Source organism: Marinilactibacillus kalidii, from assembly GCF_017599325.1.
Classification (GTDB): domain Bacteria; phylum Bacillota; class Bacilli; order Lactobacillales; family Carnobacteriaceae_A; genus Marinilactibacillus; species Marinilactibacillus kalidii.
Window position 1 is genome coordinate 118,966 of record NZ_JAGFVM010000026.1, and the last position, 14,149, is coordinate 133,114.

The following is a 14,149-nucleotide window of genomic DNA, read 5'->3' on the forward strand; positions in this document are numbered from 1 at the left end:
TCTGACCGATTTCGGTCAGGTCTTCTACCGTCTCGTTTACTCAAATCATTTCCTCCTTTCAAGACAAAGCGCCTAGGCCAATGTCTTGTCTACTTTCGAAATACACAGACCGATCAGTTCGTGCAAGCGGTCTTCTTGTTTTGTCAGATAAAGATAGCCCATGACCGCTTCAAATCCAGAAGATTTATTATATGTTGAGCCATCTGTATTTTTTGCTTTAGAATAACTTTTAGCGTTGCGTCCACGTTTGTAGTAATCTATTTCCTCACTAGTCAATAGCTCTTCTTCTAGTAAGGCATCAATCAACCAAGCCTGTGCTTTAGCTGATACATAGTTCGTTGCTAATCGATGCAACTGGTTAGGTTTGGTTTGACCATTCGTCAATAGATGTTCTCTCACCAGCTGCTCGTAGGCCGCATCTCCCATGTAAGCAAGTGCCAACCCATTTAGAAGTTCTGCATCCTTAGGTTTCATCAGATGTCCTTCCTTTTCCAGCGAATCCCTTGTGGTGTATCTTCTAGCACAATACCCTTTTCTTGTAAAAGATCTCTGATTTCATCAGCTCTTGCAAAATCACGATTCTTTCTTGCTTGCGTTCTTTCTTCTATCAGCCCTTCGACTTCTTCATCAAGCAATTCCTTATCGATCACTAACTCTAATTGTATACCGAAAATCCCCATAATCATTGCCAGTTGCTCAATCGCATAATGAAGTACAACTTTAGAAACCTCGTCGTTATTTAAATAAAGGTTTAAGCTACGAACCATTTCATAAACGTCAGTGATGCCGTTTTGTGCTTGGAAATCGTCGTCCATATGTTTTTCAAATTGTGCGACTCGTTCTTTCCATTGCTGAATGTGTGCTTCATCATCAGCTAAAGATGCTGCAGCAAGCTCAACGCGATGACTGGCATTTGCATAAGCTGTTTGAATCTTAGTCAAATTTGTTTTGGCTTCTTGAATTGTTTCATCCGTATAACTGATTGGATGGCGGTAATGTACCGTCGATAAGAAGAAACGTAACACTTGTGGATCATGTACCTTTTTCAAGTCATGCACGAGTACAAAGTTACCAAGTGACTTACTCATTTTCTCTTCGCCCATTGTTACGAAACCGTTATGCAGCCAGTATTTTGCGAATGGCTCTCCTGTTTTCGCTTCAGATTGGGCGATTTCATTTTCATGATGCGGGAAAGTCAAATCTTGTCCCCCTGCATGAATATCAATCGTATCTCCAAGATATTTCGTAGCCATCACCGAGCATTCAATATGCCACCCTGGTCGTCCCTCACCCCAAGGAGTAGTCCAACTAATTTCTTCTCCTTTAGCAGATTTCCAAAGCGCGAAGTCTAAAGGATCTTCTTTTTTACTATTTTCCGATGCCTCCAACCGATTACTTGCACCAGACTCTAAATCATCTACGGAAATACCGCTTAATTTTCCATAACCTTCAAACTTTCTCGTACGGTAGTAAACATCTCCATCTGCCTGATAGGCAAAACCTTTTTCAATCAGCACTTCGATAAATTGAATGATTTCCTGAATATTATCCATCACTCTCGGTGCATGTGTAGCTCTCTTTACATGAAGTGCTTCAGTGTCTTCGTAATAAGCCGAAATAAATCGGTCTGCAACTTCTGGAGCAGTCAATTTCAACTCTTCAGCCGCTTTGATAATCTTATCATCTACATCTGTAAAGTTGGATACGTAGTTTACCTCGTATCCTCTATATTCAAAATATCGTCTAATCGTATCGAAGGCCACCGTGCTTCGGGCATTTCCTATGTGGATATAGTTGTAGACAGTTGGACCACATACGTACATACTCACTTTTCCTTGTTCAAGTGGTTCAAAGCGTTCTTTCTGGTTTGACAGCGTGTTATATACTTCAATCATCTATAAAACTCCTCCCAACTTCGCGACTCTCTTTTTTTATTCAGTCTAACAAAAAACCACGCATTCAGCTTCTATAAAAGACGCCAAATACGTGGTTCCACTTTTTTTCAGAAAGACTCCTTGATTCAGTACTTTCCCTTTCTATCTTTTAACGGAGATAAAACGAAGTCACCTACTTAATCCTTTCGGTTCAGTGACTTAATTCAAAGAGGCACTTCACTTGAACATCCGTTACCTGTTCGCATCTACTCAGGCTTTCTGTATACCGATATTCAAGCTACTTTTCTTGTCTTCATATTTGGCTGTATCAATTATGATAATAGTTGTTTTGCTTTTTCAAGGTGTTCGATTGAGCGATCTCTACCAAGTAATTCGATTGCATCGTTTAATTGTGGACCGTGTTGTTGCCCAGTTGCTGCAACGCGAATCGGCATAAATAAATTTTTACCTTTTATACCTGTTTCTTTTTGAACAGCTTTGATTGCTTTCTTAATTTCAGCTGCTTCAAAAGGTTCAACCGTTTTTAACTGCTCAATGAATGCTTCCAGTACTTGTGGCACTGATTCTCCTTGGAGAACTTCTTTTGATTCATCATCCCACTCGATATCTTCTTCGAAAAATAATGTTGCTAAATCTGTAATCTCAGCAGCATAGCTCATTTGTTCGTGATAAAGGCCAACGAGTTTTTTAACCCACTCACTTTTCTCAGGTGTTGGATTTTCTTCCAAGTAGCCTGCTTTTACTAAATGAGGGACAGCTTTCATTGTCACTTCATCTAAGTCTTCTTGTTTAAGATACTGGTTGCTGATCCACTCTAACTTCTTAGAGTCAAACGCAGCTGGAGAAGTCCCTAGACGTTGGTGATCGAACATGTCAATAAATTCTTGACGAGAGAACAATTCATCTTCTCCCACCGGAGACCATCCAAGCAATGTAATGAAGTTGAAAAGTGCTTCAGGCATATAACCTAATTCACGATACTGTTCAATAAACTGTAGAATCGTTTCATCACGCTTACTCAACTTTTTACCTGTTTCACTGTTTATGATCAATGTCATATGCCCAAAGATCGGCGCTTCCCAGTTAAAGGCTTCGTAGACCATCATTTGTTTCGGCGTATTCGCAATATGGTCATCCCCTCTTAACACATGAGAGATTTCCATATAGTGATCATCCACGGCTACAGCAAAGTTATAGGTTGGCATCCCATCACGTTTACGAATAACCCAGTCTCCTCCGACTGAATCTGATTCAAATGTGATTTCGCCTTTAACCATATCTTCAAATGTATAGGTACTACCCTTAGGTACACGCAGACGTACAACGGGTACAATACCTTCATCTTCTTTGGCTTTTTGTTCACTTGGTGAAAGATTCGCACATTTACCACTGTAATGCGGCATTTCTCCACGTGCACGTTGTGCTTCACGTTCAGCTTCTAATTCTTCTGATGTACAGTAGCATTTATAAGCTTGATTACTAGCTAGTAATTGATCAATTAGTGGATCATAGATATCTTTACGTTCAGATTGACGGTAAGGTGCATAAGGTCCACCAACATCTGCACTTTCATCCCAGTCGATTCCTAACCATTTCAAGTTATCTAACTGACTTTGTTCTCCATTTGTTACATTACGCTTGCTGTCAGTATCTTCAATTCTGATGATCATTTCTCCACCATGGTGACGAGCAAACAAATAATTAAATAGCGCTGTACGCGCATTTCCAATATGCAGATGACCTGTTGGACTCGGCGCATATCTTACACGAACTTTTTTATCCATTTAAATTCTCCTTTTTAAACGCTCTACTAGCTATTCCTTCTTTAAAACTTAACATGATTAAGACAAAAATGCTACATTCTCAAGCTAAAACCCGCTAGCTTTTTACAATTTTACTTTTTAAACACTCATTTTTCATTTTTACCGTCTCATTAATGCCGCTGCAATTTCAAAATCAGTTACAGAAGTAATCTTGAAATTACGATCTTTACCCTCTATCGCTTTCACTGGATGATTCAATCGTTCCACCAGTTCGCCTTCTTCATTTCCAAGATATTCTTCTTGAAAAGCTTGCTCATAAGCTCGAATCAATAATTCACTTTTATAGGCTTGTGGCGTCTGTACTTGCCAGATAACCGGACGATGTAGTGTCTGATGAACTTCGCCATTTCGAACGACCTTGATTGTATCTTTAGCTGGTACTGCAAATAAAACTGCATCTTCCTCTTTAACTGCTTCGAATAACTGGTCAATCATATCTTGATCGACAAACGGACGTGCGGCATCATGAACCAGTAAATAGCCATCTTTAGGAAAACGAAGTGCTGCTAAGGCATTTTTTACGCTGTATTGCCGCTCAGATCCTCCTTGAATAAAAGATAGTTTTGAAGGCAGACTGCCATAACCTTTATCGATCTGCTCTTTAATCAGTACTTGATCTTCATCTTGGACAACAAACAGAATATGTTCGCAGCGTGCATCTTCGATAAAAAGCTTCAATGCGTAATCATACATAGGACGATTATTCAGCTCTACTACGACTTTGTTTGTAGTGGCTCCAAAACGTTTGCCAGACCCCGCTCCTAACAAAATCACTTCATAGGATTCTCTCACTTCGATTCCTTCCCATCGTCGATTGCTTTTTGACTGTGTTCCATTTTCGCAAAAATCATACGACCAGCATTTGTCTGTAATGCACTTGTGACGATCACATTGACAGATTTATTCATGTAGTGTTGTCCTTCTTCGACAACAACCATTGTACCATCATCTAAATAAGCGACACCTTGGCTTCTTTCGGTCCCGTTTTTGACGATCATGACTCTCATATTTTCTCCAGGTATAACGACCGGTTTAACAGCATTCGCTAGTTCATTGATATTTAATACTGGAACTTTTTGAAATTCAGCAACTTTATTCAAATTATAATCATTTGTTACGACGACACCATCCATTTTTTTGGCTAAATGAACAAGCTTCATGTCTACTTCATCTGATTCTGGCAATGGACTATCATCCATTTTCACTTCAATTTTTTCTTCCTTTTGTAAGGCATTGAGAATATCTAACCCTCTTCTTCCTCTCACTCTTTTCAAGCTATCTGAAGAATCAGCGATATACTGCAATTCTTGCAATACGTGTTGAGAAATGACAAAAGTACCTTCTAAAAATCCTGCTTTTGTAACATCTAATATCCGACCATCAATAATCGTACTGGTATCAAGTACCTTGTACCGTCTAAAAGAATCGCCTTCTTTTCTCTCTAAGACACCATTTTCTTCTTGTCTTTGCGCTCTAGAAGTAAATAAACGGCGAATTTCTTCTCGTCTGGATGTAGCAAATTGAAAGAAAATATAGGCAAGAATAACTGCTAAAATAAGCGGAACAACATCACTCAATGCACCCAAACTTAAGGCCGCTAAGGGAATACTAGCTAATATTGCAAGAATAAGTCCAAGAATCGCACCTAAGCTACCAAAAATCAGGTAAGATACACTCTGCTCATTAAAAAATTTCTCAATCTTCTTAATCGATTTTTCAATTGGCTTAATGACCTGAGAAGATAAAATGTAAAAGATTCCCGCCCCAAGAATAAGTCCAAGAATAGGATTTGCTGTCCAGACAGGTACACCATCAATCTGCTCCATTAGATTCGGAAAAAAGTTAAATCCTAAACTTCCTCCGATCAAAACCATTGTTAATATAATTAAATTAGTAATCATCAAATCCTCCTTTCAATACTAAGTGAATGCTTTTTTTATGACTTCCGAAACAGTCGCGCATCCAATAATTTCGATTCCTTCGGGAAACGTCCATCCTTCCAAATTGTTCTTGGGTACAAATAATCGCTTAAAACCAAGTTTCGCAGCTTCATTAACACGCTGTTCAATCTTAGAGACTCTCCTGACCTCTCCAGTCAGACCGATTTCACCAATAAAACAATCCGTTGCACGCGTTTCTTTTTCTTTATAACTAGACGCAATACTGACGGCGATTGAAAGATCAATCGCAGGTTCATCCAACTTCACACCACCAGCAGCTTTTAAATAGGCATCTTGATTTTGTAAGAGTAAACCTGCTCTTTTTTCCAAAACGGCCATGATCAAAGATACTCTAGAGTAATCTAACCCACTAGCTGTACGTTTCGCATTTCCAAATACTGTTGGCGATATTAATGACTGAATCTCAACCAATATAGGTCTTGTACCTTCCATTGCAGCAACTACCGATGATCCTGTTGCGCCTGAAAGTCTTTCTTCTAAAAATAATTGAGAAGGATTTAAGACTTCTTCAAGTCCTCCGTTTCTCATCTCGAATATACCAATCTCATTCGTTGAACCGAATCGGTTTTTAACGGCTCTTAAAATCCGGAAAGTATGGTGACGCTCACCTTCGAAGTAAAGCACCGTATCAACCATATGCTCCAACATTCTTGGTCCGGCAATATTACCTTCTTTTGTGACGTGTCCAACAATAAAAATTGCAATATTATTCATTTTTGCTAGCTGCATCAAGGTAGCCGTCGATTCCCTTACTTGGGAGACACTTCCAGAAGCACTATCAATGTTTGGATGATGCATGGTTTGAATCGAGTCAATGATAACATAATCTGGTTTAATCTGTTCAATCGTTTCTTGAATTAAGCTCAAATCAGTTTCTGCATAAAGATAAAAATCCGTTCCACGAAGTTCCAGACGTTCTGCACGCATTTTGATTTGACTAGCACTTTCTTCTCCAGATACGTATAGAACAGTTCCACCGCCATTGTTTAACTGCGCAGAAACTTGCAGAAGCAATGTAGATTTCCCAATCCCAGGATCTCCACCAATCAACACTAAAGAACCCGGTACGACACCGCCACCAAGCACTCTATTAAATTCTACTAGTTTTGTTTTTACACGTTCTTCTTTTTCAATTGTAATATCAGTAATGGCTTCTGCTTTCGAAGCTTTACCACTCAGAGACACGCGACTTCGACTATCTGTTTTATCTGGAATCTTTTCTTCTACCATTTGATTCCACGTTCCACAACTTGGGCACTTTCCTAGATACTTTGGTGACTCATACCCGCATTGCTGACAAACAAATACTGATGCTTTCTTTTTTGCCAATCAGCTTACCCCTTTTACTTATGATTTATATGGATAATTCAGTCTTTTTCCAATTAATAACTGATTTTTCCATTATACCATATACCTGTAATAAACGAGTTAACTTCACACTATATACATATAACGTTCTGATTTTTTTCTCATTGAGCGATTCTAGTTCGTTTACTCTCCAGAAGATCCAAATCCACCGACTCTGGTCTGGAAGTCGCTCACTTCATTATCTACCACTTCATAAGGCGTGAAAATCCCTTGCGCAATACGATCGCCCTTTTTAACCTGTACATCATCGAAGCCATAGTTGATCAATTGAACAAAAATTTCTCCTTCGTTGTTTGGATTGTTGTAGTAATCTGCATCAATGACACCAATACCGTTCGGAAGAGCTAACTGCTTTTTCATCGGATTACTCGAACGATTAGCAAGTAGCAAATATTCTTGTTCAGGCATATATGCTTTGATTCCTGTTGGTACTAAAGTAGAAGATAAAAAGGATTTGTTATCTTCTTCAACTGGATTACCTTGCATTAAATTCGCTAATCCTTGATTTGCTAATAAAGCTTTCCAAATCGAAGGCACGACAATATCTTTCGCAGCCTTCAAATCATAACCAGCCGATCCTCTAGTCGCTCTATTGGGCAATTCAATCGTTTCCTCACTGTATTTAGATACTACTTCAAATCCACGAACACGTTCACTCATATTTATTATTCTCCTCTAAACTCATATGTTCTTATTCTACACGAAAAAGTGCACCCTTAAAACCTCTATTTAACGTGAAACCGTCTACTATTCCACTACTCGTTCATTTTGAAATGAGCGGTACTCACTACCGCTCATATAGAATAATCATATGTATGTTTATGCACTATATTCAAAATTTAATGTATCTTTTTTCTCCTTTACTTATTAAAAAACCCCCTCCAACTTCACTCGTTTGGAGGGGGGGATTTCTATTTATAATAAGATTTAACGAATCACATTCGTTGTTTCAGTATCAAAGAAGTGTGATTTACCCATGTCGAAAGCTAAATCTACGTTTTCACCCGGTTTATGATAGTCACGTGCATCTACTCGAGCGATAAATTCAACGCCACCAATTTCAGAATACAACATTGTTTCAGCTCCTAATAGTTCTGAAACTGCAACTTTAGAAGTAATGATTGTATTTGGTGAAGCATCTAGCGCTACTTGTTCGCTATGAATATCTTCAGGACGGATACCAAAAACAAGTTTAGCACCATCTGTATAGCCTTTTTCACGAAGCATTTTTAACTTACCTTCTGGTACTTCAACTTCCATACCATTACCATTAGAAATTCTGTTTCCATTAAGTGTTACATTGAAGAAGTTCATAGCTGGAGATCCAATAAACCCACCAACGAAAACATTTACTGGGAAATCGTAAACTTCTTTAGGTGTTCCGATTTGCTGAATGAAGCCATCTTTAAGGATAACGATTCTATCTGCCATTGTCATCGCTTCAGTTTGATCATGTGTTACGTAAATAGATGTTGTGTTCAAACGTTGATGTAATTTTGCGATTTCGGCACGCATCGCTACACGCAATTTAGCATCTAAGTTTGATAAAGGCTCATCCATAAGGAATACTTTTGCATCACGAACAATCGCACGTCCTAAAGCAACACGCTGACGTTGTCCACCAGATAAAGCAGCAGGTTTACGGTCAAGAAGTGGTGTAAGTCCAAGTATTTCTGCAGCGTTATCTACACGTTTTTTGATTTCATCTTTTTTGTACTTACGTAATTTAAGTCCAAATGCCATGTTATCGAAAACAGTCATGTGCGGATATAGCGCGTAGTTTTGGAATACCATCGCGATATCGCGATCTTTTGGTGCCACATCGTTCATTAATGTATCGCCGATCCATAATTCGCCTTCAGAAATTTCTTCTAGTCCAGCAATCATACGTAATGTTGTTGATTTACCACAACCAGATGGCCCAACAAAAACAATAAACTCGCGATCTTTGATTTTCATATCAAAATCTGATACCGCATAATCTTCTGAATTGTCATAACTCTTATAAATATTTTTTAAAGCGATTTCTACCATTGTATCCACCATTCCTCTTTTAGTTTTATATGATATCGTTTATCTTCTTTACATGATTCATTCTAATGTAAACGGTTTTATTTCTCTACGGTAAAGTGCACAAATAATGAAGGCGCTTTTGTGCACGTTGACCAAAATATTTAAACTGATGATTTATGGTTCAATTGTTTTAATGACACCTGCAGGGTTTCCTGCAATGACGACATTATCTCCAAAAGATTTGGTTACTACTGATCCAGCGCCTACAACCACATTATTTCCAAGAGTAACGCCTCCGATAATGGTTGCATCTGAACCAATCCAGCAATTATCGCCAATCGTTATCGGACGACCAAATTCAATACCCGAATTTCGTTCTACAGGATCAAGTGGATGTTCTGGTGTCACGAGACTGACTCTTGGTCCAAACATTGCATTATCTCCAACTACAATCGGACAAGTATCCAGTAGCACCAAGTCAAAGTTAGCATAAAACATTTCTCCAACACTCACATTGAATCCATAATCTATTCTCAATCCTGGTTCTACATGTAATTTATTGCCCGTATAGCCAAACAATTCTTTGATCCGCTCTGTTCTTTCCTGTTCTACCGGCAACTGATTATATTCTTTTGCTAGTGTATGCGCTCTTACTCTTGCTTTAACAAGTTCTTCATCACCTGGTTTGTAGTGTTTCCCAGCAATCATTTTGTTTTTTTCTGTTTGCATTTACTCTACCCCTTTATTCTGAATTTAATTTCCTAATCTGTACGCTCTATAAACACTTTCTCCTGCTTCAATCAATAATTCTTCAACATTTTCCATCGCTTCTTTTAAAAGGATCGGACGCGTGATAATATCAATAACTAAATCTATGCCACTTTCATAAATAACTGAAAGATTTGATTCTCTTCCACCCACAACCGCTACAACAGGTACTTGATATTTTTTCGCCAACTTTGCTATTCCTATAGGTGCTTTCCCATGGACAGATTGACCATCCATTTTACCCTCACCTGTTACTACCAAATCAGCCTGCTCAATCGCTTTTTCTAAACCAATCAACCGAATCATTTCCTGAATACCACTTTTCAAGTGAGCTCCACAAAATGCAAGTAGAGCAAAGCCTAATCCACCAGCAGCACCCGCTCCAGGTACTTCTTTAAAGTACAGTCCATTATTCACTTTTTCAGCAAACCGACTTAACAATGAATCATAGAATATACTTTTGGCTTCCTCGACCCCTTTTTGAGATCCAAAAACAGCAATCGAACCGCTTGGACCCGTTAAAGGATTTGTTACATCTGATAATACTGTCCATTGGCATTGGTTTACTCTCGGATCTATAGAACGGGTATCTATTCTATCTAAATGCCTTAACGCTTCAATCCCACTACCAATAGGTAGACCTTGTTTATCCAGTAACTTTACCCCGAGCGCTTGAATCATACCGATGCCACCATCAATGGTGGCACTCCCACCTAGTCCTAAATATATATGATTAGCTCCTTTATTTATCGCAGCTAACATTAATTCCCCTGTCCCGTAAGAGCTAGAAATGCTTGGATTACTGTTCATTTGCTTAAATTGTAGACCATTTGCTTCTGCCATCTCAACAATGGCTGTATGATGGTCAATCATACCATATCGAGCCTTCACTTTTCCGCCGTAAGGATCAGTAACCATTTCGTAGTGATAAGTACCCCCAACCATTTCAATAACAGCTTCAACCGTTCCTTCTCCTCCATCAGCAATGCTATATTTATCAATATTCACCTCTTCTGAAACATTCATTATGCCTTTTGCTATAGAATCTGCAACGAGCGACGAACTTGCACTACCTTTGAACGAATCTGATGCGATAACAATATTGATCATCATCTTCAACTCCTCTAAAAATTTCCTTTCGCTATCATACCAAATCTTTTAAAGAAGTATACATTATATTCATTTGACATCCCTCATCATTATACTTAAAATGAATCATAACTTACTTATTATAAGTGCTAAAAGTTAAATGGAGGTTTACAATATGACAATCGCAATTACAGGTGCTACCGGTCACTTAGGAAGACAAGTTATCCAAACACTTATTGAAAAAAAAGCAAATGAAAAAATCGTGGCAGTCGTTCGTGATCAAGAAAAAGCAAACAACATGCTAGATGAATCTGTTGAATCAAGAGAGGCTAATTACGATAACTTTGATTCTTTACTAGCTGCTTTTAAAGGAATAGATCAACTCTTGTTTATTTCTAGTCCTAGCAACGATGATATGGAAAGAGTTGTTCAACATGCAACTGTAGTAAAAGCTGCTAGAGATGCTGGTGTTTCACGCATTTACTATACTAGTTTTGCGAACGCTGATCACTCTACGATACCATTAGCCAAACTTCATATTGCAACCGAAGCAATGATCAAAGTTTCTGGACTCCAGTATACTTTTGTAAGAAATCCACTTTATACAGATGTTTTTATAAACCCTTCTTTAAACCAAGCAATCTCTGATGGAAAACTTGTTTCAAACACAGGTAATGGTCGCTTGAATACAGCTAGTAGAGAAGATCTTGCAAAAGCTACTGCTGCGTTATTGATGAAAGAAAGTAATGAGAATGAAGTCGTCGAATTAGCTGCCTCTGAAACTTGGTCTTTTCAAGAACTAGCAGATACCTTAAGTCATGTTAGTGGCAAAGAAGTAACCTATCAAGCCGTTTCTCAAAAAGAAGCTTTCGATTATTTCACTTCTACAGGATTACCAGAACCTGTTGCACAATTCACAGTTGCCTTATATGATTCAATTTCCGAAGGTGACATTCAACAAACTAGTAACGATTTAAAAGAACTAATTGGAAAAGAAACTACACTATCTGAAGCAGTTAAACAAGCTATTCAATCTTAAATACTGGTTTGCTCAGAATACTCTAATTTTAAGGTAAAAAAAGAAGACAGTTTCCTCTTATTAGATTATGATAGATAAGGAGAGGAGTGATAACATGAAATTAGCGTTAACTGAAAAAGCCGTTCAATGGTTTGAAGAAGAATTCGCATTGGATAAAGGAAAAGCAATACGATTTTTTGGCAAAACATATGGTAATACAGAAGTACATGAAGGCTTCTCTGTAGGATTAAGTGTTGATCAACCAGAAGGCGAACCATTAGCTAAAAAGGAAATCAACGGCATCACTTATTTTGCGGGCAAAGAAGATGAATGGTTCTTCAATGGATACGACCTCGAAATTGATTTTGATTATGACCGAGAAGATCTTATCTACCATTTCCATGCAGTTACAGCTTAAAATGAAATTCTAACTAAATAGAATATAGAAAAGGCAGTCATTCTCCGTAGAGAATGACTGCCTTTTTAAACGATAAAAATTTAATTGAAGATACAAAAAAACTCCGCAAGCAGGGCTCGAACCTGCGACAACGCGATTAACAGTCGCGCGCTCTACCAACTGAGCTATTGCGGAATCAAAAAATGGTATTAGATAAAAAAAAAGAACTGCACGGCAACGTCCTGCTTTCACAAGGGGAAACCCCTCACTATCCTCGGCGCTGGGAAGCTTAACGGCTGTGTTCGGAATGGGAACAGGTGGATCCTTCCCGCCATCATTACCGCACAATGACTCTTTTTCTTTTATAAGAGAACTCCGTTCTCTGAAAACTAGATAGTTGATGGTTCGCAAACATGTTTTGATTCAACACCTTCATACTCTTAAGCCACGTTTTGTGGTTAAGTCCTCGATCGATTAGTACTGGTCCGCTCCATACATCACTGTACTTCCACTTCCAGCCTATCTACCTGATCATCTTTCAGGGATCTTACTTCCTTAAAGGAATGGGAAATCTCATCTTGAAGGGGGCTTCACGCTTAGATGCTTTCAGCGTTTATCCCGTCCACACATAGCTACCCAGCGATGCCTTTGGCAAGACAACTGGTACACCAGCGGTGTGTCCATCCCGGTCCTCTCGTACTAAGGATAGCTCTTCTCAAATTTCCAACGCCCGCGACGGATAGGGACCGAACTGTCTCACGACGTTCTGAACCCAGCTCGCGTGCCGCTTTAATGGGCGAACAGCCCAACCCTTGGGACCGACTACAGCCCCAGGATGCGACGAGCCGACATCGAGGTGCCAAACCTCCCCGTCGATGTGAACTCTTGGGGGAGATAAGCCTGTTATCCCCAGGGTAGCTTTTATCCGTTGAGCGATGGCCCTTCCATACGGAACCACCGGATCACTAAGCCCGACTTTCGTCCCTGCTCGACTTGTAAGTCTCGCAGTCAAGCTCCCTTCTGCCTTTACACTCTGCGAATGATTTCCAACCATTCTGAGGGAACCTTTGGGCGCCTCCGTTACCTTTTAGGAGGCGACCGCCCCAGTCAAACTGCCCATCTGACACTGTCTCCCAACCGGATTACGGTTGCGGGTTAGAGTGGCCATACAGCGAGGGTAGTATCCCACCATTGCCTCCACCAAGACTGGCGTCCTGGCTTCATTGGCTCCTACCTATCCTGTACAAGCTGTACAGACACTCAATATCAAACTACAGTAAAGCTCCATGGGGTCTTTCCGTCCTGTCGCGGGTAACCTGCATCTTCACAGGTACTATAATTTCACCGAGTCTCTCGTTGAGACAGTGCCCAAATCGTTACACCTTTCGTGCGGGTCGGAACTTACCCGACAAGGAATTTCGCTACCTTAGGACCGTTATAGTTACGGCCGCCGTTTACTGGGGCTTCAATTCAGAGCTTCGCCGAAGCTAACCCTTCCTCTTAACCTTCCAGCACCGGGCAGGTGTCAGCCCCTATACATCTTCTTTCGAATTAGCAGAGACCTGTGTTTTTGGTAAACAGTCGCTTGGGCCTATTCACTGCGGCTGACCAGATGGTCAGCACCCCTTCTCCCGAAGTTACGGGGTCATTTTGCCGAGTTCCTTAACGAGAGTTCTCTCGATCACCTTAGGATTCTCTCCTCGACTACCTGTGTCGGTTTGCGGTACGGGCAGCCTACTTCTAACTAGAAGCTTTTCTTGACAGTGTGACATCAGATACTTCGGTACTATCATTTCCCTCCCCATCACAACTTGTCC

Annotated in this window: 12 protein-coding genes, 1 tRNA gene, 2 rRNA genes and 1 other annotated feature; of the genes, 2 read left to right on the top strand and 13 right to left on the bottom strand. The window is 39.7% G+C overall.

Going from position 1 to position 14,149, the window contains the following annotated elements; all coding sequences use genetic code 11:
• Window positions 1-72: 72 nt before the first annotated feature.
• From J5J05_RS06280 to J5J05_RS06325, 10 genes are all read right to left on the bottom strand, one after another.
• Window positions 73-477: a Mini-ribonuclease 3 gene (locus J5J05_RS06280; protein WP_425270348.1), complete on the bottom strand. Its 405-nt coding sequence runs from the start codon at window positions 475-477 to the stop codon at window positions 73-75.
• On the bottom strand, window positions 474-1,895 hold the full coding sequence (gene cysS / locus J5J05_RS06285; protein ID WP_208559828.1) for a cysteine--tRNA ligase: 1,422 nt from the start codon (window positions 1,893-1,895) through the stop codon (window positions 474-476). The genes J5J05_RS06280 and cysS overlap by 4 nt, the downstream gene beginning before the upstream one ends.
• Window positions 1,896-1,968: 73 nt before the next feature.
• Window positions 1,969-2,197 (bottom strand) — a binding site (T-box leader).
• A gap of 9 nt (window positions 2,198-2,206) precedes the next feature.
• Window positions 2,207-3,679, bottom strand: coding sequence for a glutamate--tRNA ligase (gene gltX / locus J5J05_RS06290; protein WP_208559830.1), 1,473 nt, complete (start codon window positions 3,677-3,679; stop codon window positions 2,207-2,209).
• 138 nt (window positions 3,680-3,817) lie between these two features.
• Window positions 3,818-4,510 carry a 2-C-methyl-D-erythritol 4-phosphate cytidylyltransferase gene (ispD, locus tag J5J05_RS06295; RefSeq protein ID WP_208559831.1) on the bottom strand — a complete coding sequence of 231 codons (693 nt, stop codon included), beginning with the start codon at window positions 4,508-4,510 and terminating at the stop codon, window positions 3,818-3,820.
• A complete protein-coding gene (locus tag J5J05_RS06300; protein ID WP_208559833.1) occupies window positions 4,507-5,619 on the bottom strand; it encodes a PIN/TRAM domain-containing protein in 1,113 nt (370 codons plus the stop codon). Before J5J05_RS06300 ends, ispD begins: the two co-directional genes overlap by 4 nt.
• Before the next feature lie 18 nt (window positions 5,620-5,637).
• Window positions 5,638-7,008: a DNA repair protein RadA gene (radA, locus tag J5J05_RS06305; protein ID WP_208559836.1), complete on the bottom strand. Its 1,371-nt coding sequence runs from the start codon at window positions 7,006-7,008 to the stop codon at window positions 5,638-5,640.
• Between the two features lie 162 nt (window positions 7,009-7,170).
• The gene (locus J5J05_RS06310; protein WP_208559837.1) at window positions 7,171-7,707 is read right to left on the bottom strand and encodes a dCTP deaminase/dUTPase family protein; all 537 of its coding nucleotides are present in this window, start codon (window positions 7,705-7,707) and stop codon (window positions 7,171-7,173) included.
• A 267-nt stretch (window positions 7,708-7,974) separates the two neighbouring features.
• Complete coding sequence (locus tag J5J05_RS06315; RefSeq protein ID WP_208559851.1) at window positions 7,975-9,081, bottom strand: ABC transporter ATP-binding protein; 1,107 nt, start codon at window positions 9,079-9,081, stop codon at window positions 7,975-7,977.
• Window positions 9,082-9,234: 153 nt separating this feature from the next.
• Complete coding sequence (locus tag J5J05_RS06320) at window positions 9,235-9,789, bottom strand: sugar O-acetyltransferase (RefSeq protein ID WP_208559838.1); 555 nt, start codon at window positions 9,787-9,789, stop codon at window positions 9,235-9,237.
• Window positions 9,790-9,813: 24 nt separating this feature from the next.
• The gene (locus tag J5J05_RS06325) at window positions 9,814-10,941 is read right to left on the bottom strand and encodes a glycerate kinase (protein ID WP_208559839.1); all 1,128 of its coding nucleotides are present in this window, start codon (window positions 10,939-10,941) and stop codon (window positions 9,814-9,816) included.
• 151 nt (window positions 10,942-11,092) lie between these two features.
• Here J5J05_RS06325 and J5J05_RS06330 point away from each other — a divergent pair, with 151 nt between their 5' ends.
• Together J5J05_RS06330 and J5J05_RS06335 are read left to right on the top strand one after the other, a co-directional pair.
• On the top strand, window positions 11,093-11,956 hold the full coding sequence (locus J5J05_RS06330) for an SDR family oxidoreductase (RefSeq protein WP_208559840.1): 864 nt from the start codon (window positions 11,093-11,095) through the stop codon (window positions 11,954-11,956).
• Between the two features lie 94 nt (window positions 11,957-12,050).
• On the top strand, window positions 12,051-12,353 hold the full coding sequence (locus tag J5J05_RS06335; protein ID WP_208559841.1) for a HesB/YadR/YfhF family protein: 303 nt from the start codon (window positions 12,051-12,053) through the stop codon (window positions 12,351-12,353).
• A 101-nt stretch (window positions 12,354-12,454) separates the two neighbouring features.
• Here the strand turns inward: J5J05_RS06335 and J5J05_RS06340 are convergent.
• The 3 genes from J5J05_RS06340 to J5J05_RS06350 all read right to left on the bottom strand — a co-directional run.
• Window positions 12,455-12,527 (bottom strand) — tRNA-Asn (locus J5J05_RS06340).
• A 34-nt stretch (window positions 12,528-12,561) separates the two neighbouring features.
• Window positions 12,562-12,677 (bottom strand): 5S ribosomal RNA (gene rrf / locus J5J05_RS06345).
• A gap of 109 nt (window positions 12,678-12,786) precedes the next feature.
• Window positions 12,787-14,149, bottom strand: a 23S ribosomal RNA gene (locus tag J5J05_RS06350); the annotation flags it as partial.